The organism is Chloroflexus sp., assembly GCF_034435895.1.
In the GTDB taxonomy this organism is placed as follows: Bacteria; Chloroflexota; Chloroflexia; order Chloroflexales; family Chloroflexaceae; genus Chloroflexus.
The window spans coordinates 1-18665 of record NZ_DAOTWH010000122.1 but is presented as its reverse complement, the minus strand read 5'-3'; the positions used below and the strand labels follow the sequence as shown (position 1 = coordinate 18665).

The window sequence follows — 18665 nt, the reverse complement described above, 5'->3', positions numbered from 1 at the left end:
GCCGGTTGCCCGCCCTGCCTCATCGCGCCGCGCCGGTTGGCTGGCGCCGGCGATGGTGGCCGTGCTAGCAGTGGTGGTGCTGTTTCTCGGCGGCTTGACTGTATCCCTTCAAGGGCAGGTGGCGACTCTCGCTGAGACGAACCAGCAACTCTTGGCTGCGGTCAGCGATTTGCGCCAAACCATGGCGGCGAGTGAAGCGCAGCAGGCTCAGTTGGCCGCCCAATTGACCCGCTCCGAGCAGCAGATTGCGCACCTGAATGAACAGCTTGCTCACGAGCGGCTGTTGGTGTCGTTTGTCAGCGCCCCCGGCGTGGCAACCCGTGAGCTGCGCCCGGCAAAGGCCAACCTCGCGGCGCGGGGAGAGATGTATATGTATCCCGGCGAGTCGCAGGCCGTGGTCGTCTTTAGCGGGTTGCCGCCGTTGCAACCCGATCGCGTCTACCGCTTTTGGCTGAACGATGGCGTGCAGCGGATCGTCGCCGGAACCTTCCAAGTTGATGCGGCTGGGTTAGCGACGCTCGTCGTCAATGCGCCGCGCGAAGTCAATGCCTTTACCGAGGTGATGGTGACGGTTGAACCGGCGACCGACGCGGCGCCGGGTGAGGTTGAGGTGATCTTGACCGGGACGTTGTGAACGGTCGGTGGTCAAGGAAAAGAGAAACCCGCCCTTGAGGGCGGGTCTCATATTTGGCGACTCCGAGTGGGCTCGAACCACCAACCTTCAGCTCCGGAGGCTGACGCTCTATCCAATTGAGCTACGGAGTCATTCCGGCCTAAAGTATACTCGATTGCCGGTGAGCTGTCAACGTGACCGTGAATCTACCGTAGCGGTCGCCGAGGAACGCAGCGGGTGTTTTGCGGCCTGCTGCATTCTTTCTGAGGTACGCTTGGGTGTGAGAGTAGCATAGGATCGAGGTGGCGCATGCGACGACTGAAACGGGTGCTTGGTTGGATCGTGGGGGTGATCGTGGTGGCGGTGGCTGGGTTAGCAGTAAGCATTCCGATCGACGCGCTGATCGGCAGCGGGCGCGTCGCAGCGCTCACGAACACCGCGATCCCCGGCCCCGCCGGCCCGATCCGGGCCTTTGTCGCCGAGCCGTCCACTCCCGGCCCGCATCCCGCCGTGATCATGATCCACGAATGGTGGGGATTACGGCCTGACATCATCGAAAAGGCGACCGCGCTCGCCGCTGATGGCTATGTGGTTGTCGCCCCCGATACCTTCCGCGGCGCCAGCACGACGTGGATCCCGCGCGCGATCTATCAAGTGTCGACCACGCCGCCGGCGCAGGTGCAAGCCGATCTCGACGCGGTTTTTGCGTGGCTAGCGGCGCGGCCTGATATACTGGCCGATCGGATCGCCGTGATCGGTTTTTGCTATGGTGGTCGCACGTCGCTGCTCTACACCTTGCACAACCCGGCGGTAGCAGCGACCGGCATCTTCTACGGCATAGCGGAAGTCGATCCAGCGGCCCTGCGCCAGATTCGCGGCCCGGTGCTGGGCATCTTCGGCGGGGCCGATGCCTCGATCCCGCTGAGCGAGGTCGAACAGCTTGAGCGTAATTTGACAGCGGCGGGGGTTGATACCCGCTTTACCGTCTTCCCTAGCCAGCCGCACGCGTTTGTTGGCGGGATAGAAGCGATCAATGCCGGTGGCGCTGCTGGCGAGGCGTGGCAGTTGTTGCGCGCGTTTCTGGCTGAGGCGCTGCACGGCCAACCCGCCTCGTCGCAGCGGCTACCGGAACGTTCCGCCCAAACCTAGCCAATCACCTTCTTTGGCGCGCTGCACCACCGCTTTGTCTGCGGGTGGTGAACAGCGTTTGCAAAGATCCTCTTGACGAAACTCGTGCCGAGTGGTACACTCTTAGTAGTTCGGAAATGAACAACTATGGTAGAAACAAACTTACTCGAACAACTTACGGCGCTGGGGCTAACCGAGTACGAAGCGCGGGTCTATCTCGCCTTGCTGACCGAGTATCCGGCGACCGGCTACCAGATCAGCAAGTTGGCCGGCGTGCCGCGGTCGATGGTCTACGAGGCATTGGGGCGGCTGGAAGCGCGTGGCGCGGTGCTGAAGTCGGTTGAAGAGAAGGCGACGTTGTACCGCCCGATCTCGCCGGCGATCCTGCTCGACCGTTACGAGCGCGAGGCGCGCGAGCGGGCCGAGACGCTGCGCAGCCAATTAATGCCGCTCTTCCGCCACGAAGAGAGCGACCGGCTGTGGAATTTTAGCGGGAGGCGCGAAGCGTTAGCAGCGGCGCGCGATCTGATCGAAGGCGCTGAGCGTGAGTTGATGCTGGTGCTGACTGACGCCGATGTCGAAGCGCTCTATCCGGCGTTGGCTGATGCCCATGCGCGCGGCGTGGCGCTAGGGGTGATCCTCACCGGCGAAGCGCCGTTTTCGTTTGGCCAAGTGGTGCGCCACCCCAAACGCGAGACCGAGCTGCACGGTATGGTCGAGACGCTGATCGTCGTGGCCGATGAACGCGAGTTTCTGATCGCTTCCGGCCATCTGGCGACGACCGCCACCGTCACTACCAACCGTAACATGGTCTTGATTGCGCGCCAGTTTATCTGGATGGAACTGTTCGCACAGCGCATTTTTGCTCGCCTTGGCGAAGACCTGCTGGCCCGCCTCGATCCCGACGATCGGCAGGTGTTGCATTCGTAACTCGGTAATCCAACCCGGCGGCGGAGAGGAGATTGTCATGACCACCATTTCCAATACTGCACCCCGGCAGCGCCTGACGCTGCTGCTCAACGACGAGATCCTCGAACCGGCCTTTGTCGCTTTGACCCTGATCGGTATCGTCACTGGTCTGATACTGGAAGGATCGGGCGCGCCGGAGTCGATCACGCTGGCCGTCCATCTGGCGACCTATTTCTTTGGCGGTTTTTACGCCGTGCGGGCCATCATCGAATCGCTGCGCCACTGGTCGATCGAGGTCGATCTGTTGATGGTGCTGGCCGCGTTAGGGGCAGGCTACCTCGGCGAGTTTACCGAAGGCGCGATCTTGCTCTTCCTCTTTTCGCTGAGCAATGTCTTGCAAGCCTACGCTATGCGGCGCACCGAGCAAGCGATCACCGCGTTGATGCAACTGCGTCCCGATACGGTGACGATCCGCCGCGATGGCCGCGAACTCGATCTGCCGGTCGAGGCGGCGCAGGTAGGTGATGTGGTGCTACTCCGTCCCGGCGACCGGGTGCCGCTCGATGGCGTGATCGAGCGGGGCAGCGGCACGTTCGACGAATCGGCCCTAACCGGCGAGTCGATGCCGGTGCAGAAGGTGCCGGGGATGGCGGTGCTGGCTGGTACGCTCAACCAGACCGGCGCGCTGGAGGTGCGGGTGACCAAGCCAGCCAGCGAGAGCACCTTGGCCCGGATCATTACGATGGTGAGCGAAGCGCAAGCGCGCAAGGCGCGGTCGCAGAGCTTCCTTGAATATTTCGAGCAGCGCTACGCGATTGGCGTGATCATGGCAGTGGCGCTCTTCATCCTTGCCGTGCCAGCGCTGACCGGTGCGCCGTTCGCCGATACCTTCTACCGCGGTATGGTGCTGCTGACGGTCGCTTCACCGTGCGCGCTCGTGATTAGCGTACCAGCTTCGCTGCTAAGCGCGATTGCGGCTGGAGCGCGGCGCGGGGTGCTGTTTAAGGGTGGCGTGCATCTCGAAGAATTGAGTAAGGTGCGGGTGATCGCCTTCGACAAGACCGGCACCTTGACCTTTGGCAAGCCTACACTGACCGATCTCGTGCCGGCGGAGGGGGTGGATGAGGCGGAATTGTTAGCGATCGTGGCCCGCGCCGAGCAACCCTCAGAGCATCCGATCGCGCGCGCGATTTTGCACGCCGCCGAAGAGCGTGGAATGACCATTGCACCTCCCGATCAGTTCACTGCGGTCACCGGCATGGGGGTGAGGGCCACGTGGGACGGCGTTGAGACGTTGGTCGGTTCGCCACGCCTGTTTGCCGAAGCCGGTATGATCGTGCCGCCAGAGCTGTTAGCCCGTGCCGATGAGTTGATGGCGCAGGGCCGGGGCAGCGTGCTGCTTGCCCGGCGCGGCAAACAGTGGTTGGGATTGGTGGCGGTGATGGATCGCGAGCGGCCCGACGCGGCCCAACGAATCGCCGAGCTGCGCGCTGCCGGAATCGAGCGGATCGTAATGCTGACCGGCGACAACCCGCAGGTGGCCGAAGCGATGGCACGCCGGCTAGGGGTGGATGAAGTCCATGCCGGTTTGTTGCCTGCCGACAAGCTGCGCATCGTTGAGCAGTTGCACCAGCGCTACGGCGCAGTGGCGATGGTGGGTGACGGCGTGAACGACGCGCCGGCGCTGGCAGCGGCGACGGTCGGCATCGCCATGGGAGCAGCCGGTACCGATGCCGCGCTCGAAACCGCCGATCTGGTCTTGATGCGCGACGACTTAAGCGCGATCACCTACGCACTGCGACTCAGCCGCCGCACCCAGCGCGTGGTCTGGCAAAATATCTCCTTCGCGCTAGCGGTGGTGGTCGTGCTGGTGCTGACCACATTGACCATCGGCGTGCCGTTGCCGCTCGGCGTGGTCGGGCACGAAGGCAGCACGATCATCGTGGTGCTCAACGGCTTGCGGCTGCTGATGTTCCGCTGATAGAGCCGGCTGATGAATGAAGAAGGAAGCGGGCCGCCAAACCGGCGGCCTGCTTTGTGTTGCCATTACGAATTAGAGATGCAACCAGAACGTATTCCGCAGCCACTCCAGCACAATCGCGACTACTGTCAAGGCTGCTGCCGCCAGTAATGACTCACGCCAGCCAAATCCGAGCCAGATCCCCATCGCCAAGATAAAGACAAAGAAGATCACCCCCACAACCACGTAGAAGTTTTTGAGCAGATTCATTGTCGTGAGCAAGTCTTTCTAACTATGTGGATGGTGAAACCGCGATGGAAAGCATATCTGGCCTACGGCAGCTTAGAACAGAGGTTATTTCGCTAGTGAAAGATGCCGTTATGCCACAGTATTTCAGACAAGCTCGGTAACGTGATTGCCGAAATAGGACAAGGGATGGTGAACAATTCGATTGATTATACAATACCGCTGGCAACTGTCAAATAGTCAAAGATAGCGTGATTGAATAGTGTTAGCTATGGAGAGATGGTAAACGCTCTACTCATAGTATTGACAGGTAGAGAGCTGTGGCACCAAGATATGGTGCACTAGTTCAGAGTAGGACTTATTTCTCTCTGGCGAGAACATCGTATTCACTTTACACTAGACTCAGCATAGCCAAGTCGTGCGAGGATTGTATGCGTGCTCGATATGCGGTTGCCCTTCTGTTTCTCCTCAGCCTATGGTGCGCAACTATAGCGGCGCCGCTGGCGCCGCTCGCAGCGCAGACCGATGTTCGCCAACGAGTGATCGAATTGACCAACCAGCGCCGGATGTCCTACGGCCTGCCGCCGCTCAAGCGCAACGATAACCTGCAAGCCGCCGCCGATTGGATTACGGAAGACAATGCCAGCCAGAATACGCTGTCGCACACTGACAGCCACGGGCGCAGTATCGGCCAGCGGTTTCCCGCTTTCGGATACAACTATTCGCTAGCTGCCGAGAATCTGGCGGCGGGGTATGCAACGCCAGAGTCGGTTATGAATGGTTGGATGAGTAGTGCTGGTCATCGCGACAACATCCTGCGCACCGGCCTCTGCGAGGTCGGCGCCGGTTACACCTATTGGAGCGAGACTAGCTATGAACACTTCTGGTCGCAGACCTTTGGCTGTCGCCCGGATACCTACCCGGTTGTGATCAACGGTGAAGAGGCAGTGACCGGGTCTGCGGATGTCAACCTCTACATCTACGGCGCCGGCTGGGCGCAACAGATGCGGCTGAGTAACGATGGCAGCAATTGGACGGAGTGGATGCAGTATCAATCCGACTACAATTGGACGTTGCTCGATGGCAGCGGCGAACGCACGGTCTTCGTTGAGATCCGAAACGGCATGACTGTTTACCGCAATAGCGACACTATTCTCTTGCAGACCGGCTCGCACCAGTTGTTTGTGCCGTTGGTGACACGGTAGCGGGTGATCATTTGTCGTTTGTCATTGCGAAGGAGGAGCGGCCCGCGCCGTAATGCCCGCTGGGGCGCGAACGAACGTTGAGCGAGTGCGTTCCGTGCTCGGAGGAGATTGCTTCGCCGCCTGACGGCGGCTCGCAATGACAGGCGGGGAGTGAGGGAGGAGCAGCCTGCGCCGGGCGGGGGCTGCCCGACCGCAGCAATCTCCCGCTTGGGCGGAAGGAATGCCTGAGTGGAATGGTACCGCTGCCGGGGAAGCTTGCTGCGCCGTAAGGGGGGTAGAGCAGCGCTCTGCCCCTTCGCGCGGCTCGCAATGACGGATGGAAGCGGGGGTGTCATCACCCCTCCCTAGCCATCCTGCGCTAGGTTCAAGGGTGGATAGCAGGGAACCCGGCCCAGAAGCGCTGGACAAGGGTTACGGAGTCCACTGTGCGGGCTGCTAGCCCTCGTAAAGCCGTCAACCGCTGTCATTGCAAAGTGGCGCAGTCCCCGCCGTGAACTCCCGCTGGGGTGCGAATGAACGCTGTGCGGGTGCGTTCCGTGCTCGGAGGAGATTGCTTCGCCGCCGTGCGGCGACTCGCAATGACAGGCGGGGAGTGGGAGGGACGCCTGCGCGGTGTGTTGCCGCGCACGGGCAATGCAATTGCCCCTGCGATTCACAATTGACAAATCCCCGCTTCAGGCGTATAGTAATGACGCCTAATAGGCACCGGTGAGACACGATGAGGAACGGAACCGCTATGGATAGTAGTCATTCTCGTCAGCGGCAGAGTGTGGTGATAACAATCAACGCATCCACCGGCCTCATCGGTATGTTGCGCCGGCATGAATAGGCTTGCAGCCTAATCATTGCAACGCACCCCGGTGAGGTCTTCCCCGCCGGGGCTTTCTATGTTTGCGTTGCGGTTGTCGCCCCTATGCCGCTGTCAAGATGCGCAGGGGGTGACAATGACCACGTTTCCAACTCCCCGCCTCGATGAGGTACAGGCACTCATCGCCGAACAGCGCTGGCTCGATTTGCGTGAGCAACTGTCGCGCTGGCCCGCCGCCGAGATTGCCGATCTGTTACTCGAGCTTTCCGCTGCCGAGCGGATGCTCGTTTTTCGCGTCTTGCCGCGCGCATTAGCCGGCGAGGTGTTCTCTTACCTCGAACACGACGATCAATACGAACTGCTCGCCAGCCTGAGCTTGGATGAGACGCGCTTGCTGCTTGCTAACCTTAGCCCCGACGATCGCACCCAACTGTTTGAAGAGCTGCCCGGCCAAGTGACGCAGAAGCTGCTTAATCTGCTCAGTCCCAAGGATTTGCGCGAAGCGCGCCAGTTGCTCGGCTACCCCGAAGAGAGCGTCGGGCGGTTGATGACGCCTGATTATGTGGCGGTGCGGCCCAATTGGACGATTGCGCGCGCGCTGGATCATATCCGGCTGCGCGGGCGCGATAGCGAGACGATCGACATAATCTATGTCACTGATGATCAATGGCGCTTGCTTGATGCTATCGAACTGCGCCGTTTGATTTTGGCCGAGCCAACCCAGACTGTGCGCAGCTTGATGGATGAGAGCTACGTGGTGTTGTCGGCTTTCGATGATCGTGAGCGGGCGGTGGAGGCGTTGCGCCGCTACAGTCTGCCGGCGCTGCCGGTGGTTGACTCAGATGGGGTGTTGGTTGGGATCGTCACCTTTGACGACTTGATCGATGTGGCGGAAGAGGAAGTGACCGAAGACTTCCACCGCAGCGCGGCGGTTGAGCCATTGCGCGGCAGCTATCTCGAAACGCCGGTGATTGAGCTGGTGCAGAAGCGGGTGCCTTGGCTGGTGGCGTTGGTTTTTGTCAATGTTTTTTCGGGAGCGGCCATCGCGGCCTTTGAAGAGACGATTGCCGCAGTGGTAGCGCTCGTCTTTTTCTTGCCATTGTTGATCGGCAGTGCTGGCAATGCTGGGTCGCAGTCGGCGACGCTGACGGTGCGCGCGTTGGCGACCGGCGATATCGAGTCGAGTGACTGGTGGCGTCTGCTGGCGAAAGAATTGTTAGTTGCATTACTGCTGGGCAGCGCCATGGCGATTGCGGTCGGCCTACTCGGCGTGATCCGGGTTGGCTGGCACGTCGCTAGTGTGGTCTCGCTCACGATGCTGGTGTTAGTGCTCATGGGTAGCCTGATCGGGATGTCGCTGCCCTTTATTCTGCGCCGGTTGGGCCTCGATCCGGCGACGGCCAGCGGCCCGCTGGTGACATCGTTGTCGGATATCGGCGGGGTCTTGATCTACTTTTCGCTGGCGACGTGGTTGTTGGGGTTGGGATAAGCTGGGAAAAACGCAAAGACGCCAAGGTGCAGGGGGGAATTGATATGCCTTGGCGGCTTGATTGGGCTGAGGATGAGTTATGTTCAAACCGCGCACCTTTACTCCCGCGCCGCCAGCGCAATCAATCGTGACGCGGGCCGATGTTTGGTTGCTGCTGGCGATGATCGGGTTGTTGGCGTTGGTGATCGGCGCCGCCAAAAGCGCGCCGGCGATGGTGCAGGGGCCGGAGATCGACCTCTCGTTGAGCGCGTTGCCATTTTACGCTTTGCGTTCGGTGGGACGGATGGCCTTGGCGTATGCACTGTCGTTCCTGTTCACGATGATCTACGGCTACATCGCGGCCTACAATGCGCGCGCCGAGCGAGTGCTCATCCCATTGCTCGATGTATTGCAGAGCGTGCCGATTTTGTCGTTTCTGCCAGTGGTCTTGCTCAGCCTGAGCGCAGTGCTGCCAGAGGCGCTGGCGGTAGAATTGACCGCGGTAGTGCTCATTTTCACCAGCCAAGTCTGGAATATGACCTTTGCGTGGTACCAGTCGCTGACCACCATCCCGCGCGAGCTGCGCGAAGCGAGCGGTATCTTTCGTTTCTCGCGCTGGCAACGCTTTACCACGCTCGAATTTCCCTTCGGCGCGCTGGCGCTGGTCTGGAATAGCATGATGAGTTGGGCTGGCGGCTGGTTTTTCCTGATGGCCGCCGAAATCTTTACGCTGGGTGATCGCGATTTTCGCTTGCCGGGTTTAGGGGCGTTTTTGCACACTGCTGCTGATGCTGGCGATCTGGCCGCGATTGGGTGGGGCATTTTGACGTTAGTGGCAGTGATTGTGATTCTTGACCAGTTTGTTTGGCGACCGCTGCTGGCGTGGGCCAGCCGGTTCCGGTTGGAAATGATCGAACGCGATGATGAAGAAGCGCAGTCGTGGTTCTACGATTTGATCCGGCAGTCAGCACTGGCCGGCTGGGTAGGAGGCTTGGCAGGAGCCATTGATCGGTTGATTGCACGCCGGCTGAGCCGGCGTCCAGCGCCCGATCCCTATCTCAGCGCCTCAACCCGGCGTTCGTGGTGGGGATGGGGGCTGGTCGCAGTGAGTGTGGTCTTGGTTGGCTGGGGTGGATGGGTCGGTGGCAGTTTGCTGCTGAGTGTGCCGCTGGCGCAATGGGGTGCGATTGCGCTAAGTGTGGTCGCAACGATGGCGCGCGTGGCGACCGCGATGACCATTGCCCTGCTCTGGACGGTGCCGGTCGGGGTGTTTATCGGCACGCGCCCACGGGCGGCGGCCATCTTGCAGCCCATTGTCCAGATCGCGGCGTCGGTGCCGGCGACGGCTCTCTTTCCGGTGTTGGTGTTAGTCTTTCTAGCTCTGCCCGGCGGTCTGAATCTCGCTGCGGTCGTCTTGATGATGCTCGGCACCCAATGGTACATCCTATTTAACGTCATTGCCGGCGCAGCGGCCATTCCGCAAGATTTGCGCTTTACCAGCGAACTGCTGCAACTGCACGGCTGGGAACGCTGGCGCACGCTGATCTTGCCCGGTCTGTTTCCGTACCTGATCACTGGTCTGATTACGGCGAGCGGCGGGGCGTGGAATGCCAGCATCGTCGCTGAGTATGTGGTCTTCAACCAGCAGACCTACCAGACGATCGGGATTGGGGCGCAGATTGCGGCGGCGACGGCGGATGGCGATTTTGCCGGCCTGTTTGCCGCCACTCTGGCGATGATCATCGCAGTGGTCGCGATTAACCGGCTGGTCTGGCGGCGCCTGTACCGGCTTGCCGAGACAAAGTATCGTATGGAGTAGTTGATAGTCAGGAGCAACCGCATGCTGCAGGCACAGCCAAAACCGCTTGTGGAATTGATGGGGGTATCGCAACGCTACGGGCGGGGCGAGCGCCAGTTTACCGCCATTCAAGATATTAACCTGACGATTGCCGAAGGCGAATTTGTGGCTCTGCTCGGCCCGTCGGGCTGCGGCAAGAGCACGCTCTTGCGCATCATCACCGGTCTCAACCGGCCTAGCGAGGGGTTGGTGCGCTATCGGGGCAAGGTGCTAGAGGGCGTGAACCCGTATGCGACAATCGTCTTCCAGACCTTTGCTCTCTTCCCATGGCTGACGGTGGAAGAGAATGTCGCAGTGGCGTTAAAAGCGCGGGGTAAAGATGAAGCGGAAGCGCACCGGCGAGCGGTGGAGTTGATCGATCTGGTTGGCCTTGACGGGTTCGAGCAAGCCTACCCGCGCGAGTTGTCGGGCGGCATGCGGCAGAAGGTCGGTATTGCCCGCGCATTGGCGGTTGATCCAGAGCTGCTCTGCCTTGATGAGCCGTTCAGCGCGCTCGATGTGCTGAGCGCCGAGACGCTGCGCGGCGAAGTGCTGGAATTGTGGACGGGCGGTAGCTTGAAGATTCGGGCGGTGTTGATGGTCAGCCACAATATCGAAGAGGCAGTCTTTATGGCTGACCGGATCGTGGTGATGGACAAAAATCCGGGCCGGATTGTGGCCGAAGTGCCGGTCAACTTGCCCCACCCGCGCGATCGCAAATCCGAAGCGTTTGCTGCCTTGGTGGCGCGGGTGTACGCGGTGCTGGCCGGGCAGACCCAACCCGAAGCGATTGAGTACGGCACCGAGCCGGGCCAAAACGGGCAAACGCGCCTGCTGCCGGCAGCCTCGGTCACGGCGCTGGCCGGTCTGCTCGAACAGGCCAACGCCACCGATGACGAGCGCGATCCGCTGGCGAAACTGCAAGATGAACTCGGCTTAGACCTCGACCAGATGTTGCCGCTGATCGAGGCTGCCGAGCTGCTCGGGTTTGCGCGGGTTGAGAGCGGCAACCTGATCCTGACCCCGTTGGGGGAAGCGTTTGCCGAAGCCAGCATCCAAACCCGCAAAGAGATTTTTGCTTCGCGGCTACGGCGGTTGCCTTTCTTCCGCTGGATGCTACGTATGATCGCCGCCGCCGACAACCAATCGTTGCGCTGGGAGGTGTTGCTCACCGCGCTCGAGCCGGAATTCCCGCCCGAGGTGGCCGACCGGCAGCTCGACATCGCGCTGGAGTGGGGGCGCTATGCTGAGCTATTTGCGTATGACGACGCCGAGGGGCGATTCTTCCTTGAGACGCCGGTGGCGGCAGCAAAGTGATAACGATCCAACCATGGCGTAGTGGGCATATTAAAAGAGTGACTAAAACGGTCTGATTTTGCCAGCGCGCTTTCCGATCGAGATGGCTGAACGGCGGTTCGATATCGCGCTGGAGTGGGGGTACCACGCCGAGCTGTTTGCGTATGACGACGCCGAGGGGAGATTTTTCTTGGAAACGCCGATGGTTGCAGCAAAGTGATCAAGAGTTTAGGGGTAATTCGTCGTCTTGTGGTGGCGGGTATGTTAGAAAGCATTGGCTGGAACCGTCCTTTGCTGCAAGTGCGCTTTCAGCCAAGCGACACACACCACCCACGCTGGTAAACCCAAGATTATAATAAGGTGATCACCAAAGGGCTGCAGTAGCATCTTGATGATCGTTGCATCGAGAATGAGGGTGCTGTAGGCGACAACCATGTAGAGATACACAGCCAAGGTATAACAACGTAGCCAGCGTATACCGTTAGCCAGCAAAGCAAATGCGACTGGCCAAACCAGATACTGGATCGCAAAGGCATGGGTGCAGGCAAAAAAGCACACGAGGATTGTTAACACGCCCTCTATAGGAGTCTCGTGCCGGGCGCGTATCCACCAAACAACGGCTAACGCTCCTAATGTGAACCAGCGGCCATTGACGATAATCCAGTGGATAAGCGCTTTATTGCCGGTAATATCTTGCCCTAAGCGGAACGCATAGGAGTATCCCCAAATACCGATCCCACGATTATATACCATTGCTGTCTGCACAACGCGCACCGGATCAGCTTGAAAAAGCCATGCGTAGACGGTAATACCAATCAACGGTACCAGCAGTACCCCTACGAGGAGCAAGATCCGGCTCCGCCAAGCGTGTAATTGGACGAGCAATACCGGTAGGCCCAATACCGGCCATGATTTAGCCAAAATGCCGGCCCCAAGCGCCAAGCCGCTCAAGGTTGGGGAAGTATACAGCCAGAGAGTGGCAATCAAGAGCAATACCACTGGTAGGGCGTCGAACTGGCCGTGGTATGCGGCAACAAAGACTGGTATCGGGTTGAGCGCATAGATGAATGCGGTGCGAAAGCGTTGGGCAAAGCTGGACAAGACAGGTGTAGCGAAAAGCAACACGCCAACGATTGCGACATCGGCGATGACGGGTAACACGCGCACGATCGCCACAAACGCGATTCCGCTGGCATTGCTCAACCAAAGCGCAAATGCGCTCCAGTACATTTGCAATGGCAGATATGGGTAACGGAATATGGCTCGATCCGACGTATAGACATCAGTATTGGCAAGCACCAAGTCACCAATAATTTGATAAGATTCGATGTCATAAATAGCGCCAACCGGGAGCAGCCAATTGGCAAACAAACGGACAAACAGCGCAACGCTTATCGTCAACAAGATAGCCGCGCGTTGGCTCATTACCGGGAATTGAAATGTAGGCGCTGAAATGAGCCAAAAGGCGCCGAGCAGCAATAATGACCATAAGATGCTGAGTTGGACGGCAAGAGGCATCATTGAGACGCTCACTCCTCCACCCACAGTCGCCCGATCTGCACGTGCAACACCCGCCGGTCGGTCAGGCGGGGGTCTTCGTTGGCCGGGATCCACGCCGGGCCGGTGAGCCTGAGCAGCAATGTACCACTGGCGGCAGGCGGCACTTGGGCTGGATCGATGGTAACGCGGACGATGGATGGGTCTTGGCCGACCTGATTGCAGCCTAGCTCGACGATAGGCGCGCTGGTAGTTGGCCACAACGTGTCTTCGGCCTGCGCGCCAACGCAGAGGGTGGCCACGCCGAGTTGGGCCGGACGCAGACCGCCGGCCACTTCGATTGCCACCGTCTGTTGCACTGCGTCTGCCGGCCAAGGCAACCGGATCACTGCCTCGCCGTTGCTCCAACTGTACTGCCAGCCGTCCTTGTTCTGTTCGGGCCGGTAGAAACCGCTAACCTGCGCAGCAAATGCAGTTGGTGTGAGCGGCGGTGGTGCGGTATCGACCACCGGCGACTCGACCGGATCGAGCCGGTAGATAGCGAACGGCAGGGTTAGGCGCGCGACATTCTGCGGCTTCTGGTCGGTCAGTTGCTCGAACTCAGCTACATCGATCGCAGCCTCCGTGACAAACGTTAGCCGGAAGCCGGGCAAAGCGAGATTAGCGCCGCTCGCGCTCAGCATCAGATAGACGGTGCGACCGGCGGCTTGCCAGCGCTTGACCTGTTCGGCTAGCAGCGCGGCGTAGGGCGCGGTAGATACACTCTTGACCGTAAAGGCATCGATGTCGTGGGCAAAGCGCAACGGCGTTGACACCAAGTCAGGAATATCGCGCGCGGCGCTGCCGATCGGCGCGCCGCCGCGCAACAGCACAATATCGCGATCAGGGTTGAAGCGTTGCGCAATCGTTGCGACTTGAGCCAACGCGCCGGCGTACTCGGTGTGAACAAAATAGTAGCGTCCCGTCCAGCAAAGGAAGAGCAGCAACAACCCAGCGAGACCGGCAGCCAATCCTTGCCGCCAGCGCGCGGCCAGCGGGCGAGATTGCCATGCGCCGGCTAAGGCGGCTAGCGCATATGCCGCGCTGAGGGCGAAGATCGGGTAAGCGATCGGCACAAACCGGCGCAGAATATAGATGTAGGTTTGCTCGGAGGTGCCGTAGGTTTGGCGGAGATAAAAGAAACTGCCGAGAAAGCCAACCGTGAGCATCAACCAACTGGCCGCGGTGAGGCCGCGCCGCCACCAGAGTGCGAACCCGATCACCGCCAGTACCACGCCAAGAGGTGACAAATACCATCCTACCCGCACCAAGCCGGCCAGCGGGATCAGCTCTTTGGCTTGGACGGGGGCCGGCTCGCTGGTGAAGGTGCTAGGGTCGGCCAGCATGCGCTGCCACCAGCTCATACCGCGGTACTCCTGATAATAGAGCACGAGCGGCAAGCGGATCGGCGCGCCGACATACCCCTGAATGCGCAGCCAGTTGAGGGTCTGGTTTGAGAACGGCCCCTGCCACGGGCCGCGCGCGGCGGCCAGCTCGGCGCGCAAAGCAGCGGTTGCGGCGAGATCAGGTTCGGCTTCCCACGGCTTCCCCTGCAACACCACCCCCGCCTGCAAACGCGCCTCGGTGGGAGACATCACGCCACTGCGCACATCGCCGGCCACCAGCGCCGGATCGCGGGTGAGGGGGTCATTCCAGCCGCCGCGCGTATTAAAGAGCAGATCGGCATCGATAATCTGCGGGCGCACGAAATAGGCCCAACCGGCCAAGAGCAACAAAATGAGCGCGATCGCATTCTGCCAGCGTTGCCGGCGCGCAACCAGCCAGCGTTCGAGCCGCGCCACCCAGCTGCTGCGGCGGAGCAGAATCAATCCGATGATTGCAATCGCCACCAGCGCCAGCTCGATCCAAATCCGCCACGGATCAGCGAGCGAGCTAAACCGCGAGGTAAAGTACGACTCGCGCACAGCAGGGGTAAGGAAGGGCAGCGCGATCAATGAGGTCAGGGCGAAATCCTGAAAGCGGGCAAAGCCGACATCGAAGAAATAGGCGCGAGCGATGAAGATAATGTGTAGAGCAGCATGGATCAGCATCGCCAGCATGCCCAGCGCTAGTGCAGTTTGCGTGCGCTGCCAACGGCGGCTCAGCCAGCAATAGCCAAGGTAGAGCATCGCCGGGGCAAGCAAAAAGAAATCGATCCGGGCCAGCGCCACCTGCCCAAAGGCAATGCCAGCCAGCGCTGCGTATGTGATGCGCGCGCGCGCCGGCAAGCTGTGGTCATTGAACTTGGCAAACAGATACAAACCGCCCCACGTCAAAAACTGGGCCGTAGTTTCGGCGGTCGAATAGCGGGCAAACCAGACCTGCACCGCATTCAGGCCGAGCAGCGCCATCCCCAGCCACCCGACCCATGGCCCGGCGAGGCGGCGCCCGATCATGCCCACGCTCCACACACCGAGCAAGCCGAGCAAACCGGTGGCAAACAGACCGAAGAGCGGGCCGCCGGCAGCAGTCAGCAAACCGATCCACACCGGAAAGAGATGGAAACCCTGCGGCACAATCCGGCCTTGGGCCAGTTCGCCTTCGTTGATCAAAAAACCGGCGGCGCGCAACCGGGTGGCGATATAGCGATCGCGCGCTTGCACGCCGGTAAAATTGCTGATTGCTTGTTCCGCCGGCCCGCGGACGGCCGGATCGTTGCTCTGCGCGGCTTGACCTAGTTCAGCGACGACGGCATCGTGCTGAACGATGCTGCCGGTGCGGGCGATAGCAAACCCAGTGACCGCATAGACGCCGGCGTCGCGCCCCCCCAGAATAACCTCAAAGGGCCGGGCAACCAGCAGCGCCAGCACCAACAGCGTGGCGAACCATGCCCAGTAGCCGCGCACGGCAGTGCGCGGAACGGCGGGGCGCAACGTAGCACGCCGTTGCCCCAGCCAGATCACACCAGCGCTCACCGCCAGCGTGATGCCGAGGTGGAGCCAGATTGAAAAGATGCCGAAACTGGCTAACACCAACGCTAGCCAACCACTTCCCAGCGCGCCGATCAAGCAGCGCTCGAAATGGCGTTCAAGGCCGTCGTTGTTGCCAAGTTCCGGAATCACCCGCGCCAGCGCCCATCCTGGCGCGTAGATCATGATTGGTAAGAGTAGAATGCCGACGATAATCTGTGCCATGCTCGTTTCCGGCGATCGATGCCGCGCGTGATTATAGCATAGCCTTTGCATGGTACAATGCGGCGATGGCGAAAACGTCATTTAATTAAAGTAGATATACATAAAGATGGCTTCTTCTCTCATCAAGCGAATCAACTTACGGGCAGCCGCTGGCAGCCAAGCGCGTCGCCTGCCCGGTGTGGCGATACCGGCCCTCTGGTTGGCAATGATCACGGTTGTGACATTAGTTGCCGGGTACGCAGTCCGGCCAGTCGTGACCGTTGATATTGGCGATAACCGCGATGGCGCGTTTCTAGTCAATTTCAACGCGCGCGAGATCGATGCCGCCGGCGCGTATGAGCGCTTCGAGTGGCCGGCAGGCGCTGCGACTGCGACGATTCCCGGCGGGCGCAACGGGGTTTGGTTAGCGCGGATCATTGCCCGCCCGGAAGCTGATCCGATCATTCTACAACGCGAGTCGGCAGCGGCGGTAAATGGGGTGCGGTTAGAGATGCCGCGCCGCAGCGGGACGGAGATGTTCGTTAAAATTCCGGCCCAGATCGCTACGGCCCCGACCCTCACCTTTGAGCTGGTATCGCCGCTCGTTGGCGGCGAAGCGCCGCCTGCCGGCGTGCCGCTCGCGGTTGAGTTGGCGCCGGCCCGCACGTATCGCTGGAGTACTGATGAGAGCCAGATTGTCTTCCCACGTTTGGGGCAGGGCAATTGGATCGTGCGGCTTGATGCAGTGGTCGTCCATCCCGACGGTTCGCCGGTTAATGCGCGGCTCAGCGCCAATGGCGTTGAGCTAGCGCGCTTGCCGGAACAAGCGCAATTGCGGCGCTTCCAGCTTCTCATTCCGGCGGTGGTGATGAATGGCGGCGATCTGAATCTGACCTTGCAAGCCGATCCGTTCCGCGATCCTCGTCCGTTGGGGATGCTCGTAGCTGACATCTCGGTCGCGCCGGCGGCAAGTCCACTGCTGGCAACGATTGCGCCGCCGCCGATGGCGTTGGGGTTTGGCCTGTTTATCGTGCTAGGGATGTTTGCCTGTCTGGCGCTGCTCACGGCTGACATCCGGCGGCGCTGGTATCTCGATGCTACTGGCTGGGCGGCGGTTGGTTTGACGCTGGCTGTCATAGCGGCTGGTTGGGCGATCGTCGTCTACCGTTTCCCCAGCGGGCAGATGATCGACCGGCTGGCGGCGGTGACGTTGCTTAGCTTGCTGGTGACGGTTGCAATGCGTTCGTTCACCCGCTGGCTGCTGGGCCAGACCGGCGTTCGGGTGACGCCCGAATTTACAGCAACGCTGCTGATCGTCTTTCTGGTCGGGTTCTGGCTCAAAGCGATTGGCATGCTCTACCCCTACTACGTGGGGATCGATGTCTTTTGGCACATGGATAAGGCGCGGCGCATTATCTACAATGGCGCGTTGCCGCTCTACTACAGCATCAATAGCCCGCTCAACGAGACGACGATGCCGGTCGCGGAGTGGGGGCGCAATCCGCCGGTGATTCCCTATTCGCCGTGGTTCCATATTTTAGCGACGAGTTATGCGATCTTTCCGTGGCCGATGGAGACGACGGCGAACTTTGTGAGCCTGCTCATGGATATGTCGCGGGTGGTGCTGTTCGCGGCAATTGCGCTCAAGGCGGGGTTTAGCCAGCGGGCGGCGTTGTTGGCAGCGGTGACCTACGCGGTGCTACCGGTGACGTATCTGCTGCATATCTGGGGCAATGTGCCGACCGCTGCCGGCCTGTGGCTCAATCTGCTGGTGCAGACGACCATCTTGCTAGCGTGGGATCGGCTAGGTGAATGGAAGGTGCGGCTCTGGTTTGTGCCGCTGTTGGTGTTGGCGTTCCTTGTCTACACAGTCACCGGCGTCTTTACCGGGGTGTTTTTGGTTGTCTTAACCATCCTGATCTGGCTGAATGCGCGGCGCGGGCCGGAGTGGCGCGCGCTGCTGCCGGGTCTCAAACCGCTCTGGGTGGCGGCGGGGGCGGCGATTGGCTTGGCGATCGCTATCTACTATGGCCAGTATTTCCAACCGATTGTGGAACGCACCATTCCCTATCTGATGACCGTCTTCACCCGCGGGCCAGAGACGGTCGGCGTCTCGCGACCGCCCTTCCACGAGTATCTGTGGTCGTTTGTGCCCCATCTTGGTTATCACATCTGGCCGAACCACTATCTCTACTACGGGTTGGCCATCCCGTTGATCTTTTTCATTCCGGGGTACTGGGCAATGCGGGCGAAACCCTTGCTCTGGCTGGTGGTTTCGGCGTGGGGCACGGTGGCGCTGCTGTTTTTGTTAGCCGGCTACCGGATTTCGATGGTTGACAAGCAACTGTTCTACCTCATTCCGGTGATCTGTCTGGCGTGGGCGATCATAGCTGACCGGTTGTGGGAACGGTGGGTGGGGCGGATGTTTGTGCTGGCGACGCTGGCGTTGTCGCTTGGCAGTGCGTTGTGGTTGTGGGTGATGCGGATTAGCATCTCGCCGGTGCAGGGGAATTGAGCGGGGGGATGTCATGGCGAGGGCGCGGAGC

At 60.5% G+C, this 18665-nt stretch carries 13 protein-coding genes and 1 tRNA gene; 10 read left to right on the top strand and 4 right to left on the bottom strand.

From position 1 onward, the window contains the following. Positions 1 to 634, top strand: a 634-nt coding sequence (locus tag U9R81_RS07155) for an anti-sigma factor (protein WP_322494815.1), incomplete at its 5' end; no start/stop codon positions are given. A 54-nt stretch (positions 635 to 688) separates the two neighbouring features. Here the strand turns inward: U9R81_RS07155 and U9R81_RS07150 are convergent. Beyond that, positions 689 to 765: transfer RNA gene (locus U9R81_RS07150), tRNA-Arg, on the bottom strand. Positions 766 to 922: 157 nt separating this feature from the next. Between U9R81_RS07150 and U9R81_RS07145 the strand changes: the two genes are divergently transcribed. From U9R81_RS07145 to U9R81_RS07135, 3 genes are all read left to right on the top strand, one after another. Then, a complete protein-coding gene (locus U9R81_RS07145; protein WP_322494814.1) occupies positions 923 to 1762 on the top strand; it encodes a dienelactone hydrolase family protein in 840 nt (279 codons plus the stop codon). 126 nt (positions 1763 to 1888) lie between these two features. After that, entirely contained in the window at positions 1889 to 2671 is a 783-nt protein-coding gene (locus U9R81_RS07140) for a TrmB family transcriptional regulator (protein ID WP_066782958.1), read from the top strand. 37 nt (positions 2672 to 2708) lie between these two features. Beyond that, entirely contained in the window at positions 2709 to 4631 is a 1923-nt protein-coding gene (locus U9R81_RS07135; protein ID WP_322494813.1) for a heavy metal translocating P-type ATPase, read from the top strand. Positions 4632 to 4703: 72 nt separating this feature from the next. Here U9R81_RS07135 and U9R81_RS07130 read toward each other — a convergent pair whose 3' ends face one another. Further along, positions 4704 to 4880 carry a hypothetical protein gene (locus U9R81_RS07130; protein ID WP_322494812.1) on the bottom strand — a complete coding sequence of 59 codons (177 nt, stop codon included), beginning with the start codon at positions 4878 to 4880 and terminating at the stop codon, positions 4704 to 4706. A gap of 407 nt (positions 4881 to 5287) precedes the next feature. Here U9R81_RS07130 and U9R81_RS07125 point away from each other — a divergent pair, with 407 nt between their 5' ends. The 5 genes from U9R81_RS07125 (at position 5288) to U9R81_RS07105 (ending at position 11690) form a co-directional block, all read left to right on the top strand. Then, positions 5288 to 6061, top strand: a complete 774-nt coding sequence (locus U9R81_RS07125; protein WP_322494811.1) for a CAP domain-containing protein — start codon at positions 5288 to 5290, stop codon at positions 6059 to 6061. 944 nt (positions 6062 to 7005) lie between these two features. After that, positions 7006 to 8358, top strand: coding sequence for a magnesium transporter (gene mgtE, locus U9R81_RS07120; RefSeq protein WP_322494810.1), 1353 nt, complete (start codon positions 7006 to 7008; stop codon positions 8356 to 8358). A 79-nt stretch (positions 8359 to 8437) separates the two neighbouring features. Beyond that, positions 8438 to 10156 carry an ABC transporter permease gene (locus U9R81_RS07115; protein WP_322494809.1) on the top strand — a complete coding sequence of 573 codons (1719 nt, stop codon included), beginning with the start codon at positions 8438 to 8440 and terminating at the stop codon, positions 10154 to 10156. Between the two features lie 21 nt (positions 10157 to 10177). Beyond that, complete coding sequence (locus tag U9R81_RS07110; protein WP_322494808.1) at positions 10178 to 11491, top strand: nitrate/sulfonate/bicarbonate ABC transporter ATP-binding protein; 1314 nt, start codon at positions 10178 to 10180, stop codon at positions 11489 to 11491. Between the two features lie 58 nt (positions 11492 to 11549). Beyond that, on the top strand, positions 11550 to 11690 hold the full coding sequence (locus tag U9R81_RS07105; RefSeq protein ID WP_322494807.1) for a hypothetical protein: 141 nt from the start codon (positions 11550 to 11552) through the stop codon (positions 11688 to 11690). 44 nt (positions 11691 to 11734) lie between these two features. Here U9R81_RS07105 and U9R81_RS07100 read toward each other — a convergent pair whose 3' ends face one another. Both U9R81_RS07100 and U9R81_RS07095 read right to left on the bottom strand, forming a co-directional pair. Then, positions 11735 to 12949, bottom strand: a complete 1215-nt coding sequence (locus U9R81_RS07100) for a hypothetical protein (RefSeq protein WP_322494806.1) — start codon at positions 12947 to 12949, stop codon at positions 11735 to 11737. Between the two features lie 50 nt (positions 12950 to 12999). Further along, complete coding sequence (locus U9R81_RS07095; RefSeq protein WP_322494805.1) at positions 13000 to 16140, bottom strand: hypothetical protein; 3141 nt, start codon at positions 16138 to 16140, stop codon at positions 13000 to 13002. A gap of 106 nt (positions 16141 to 16246) precedes the next feature. Between U9R81_RS07095 and U9R81_RS07090 the strand changes: the two genes are divergently transcribed. Continuing rightward, positions 16247 to 18634 carry a hypothetical protein gene (locus U9R81_RS07090; RefSeq protein WP_322494804.1) on the top strand — a complete coding sequence of 796 codons (2388 nt, stop codon included), beginning with the start codon at positions 16247 to 16249 and terminating at the stop codon, positions 18632 to 18634. Positions 18635 to 18665: the final 31 nt, after the last annotated feature.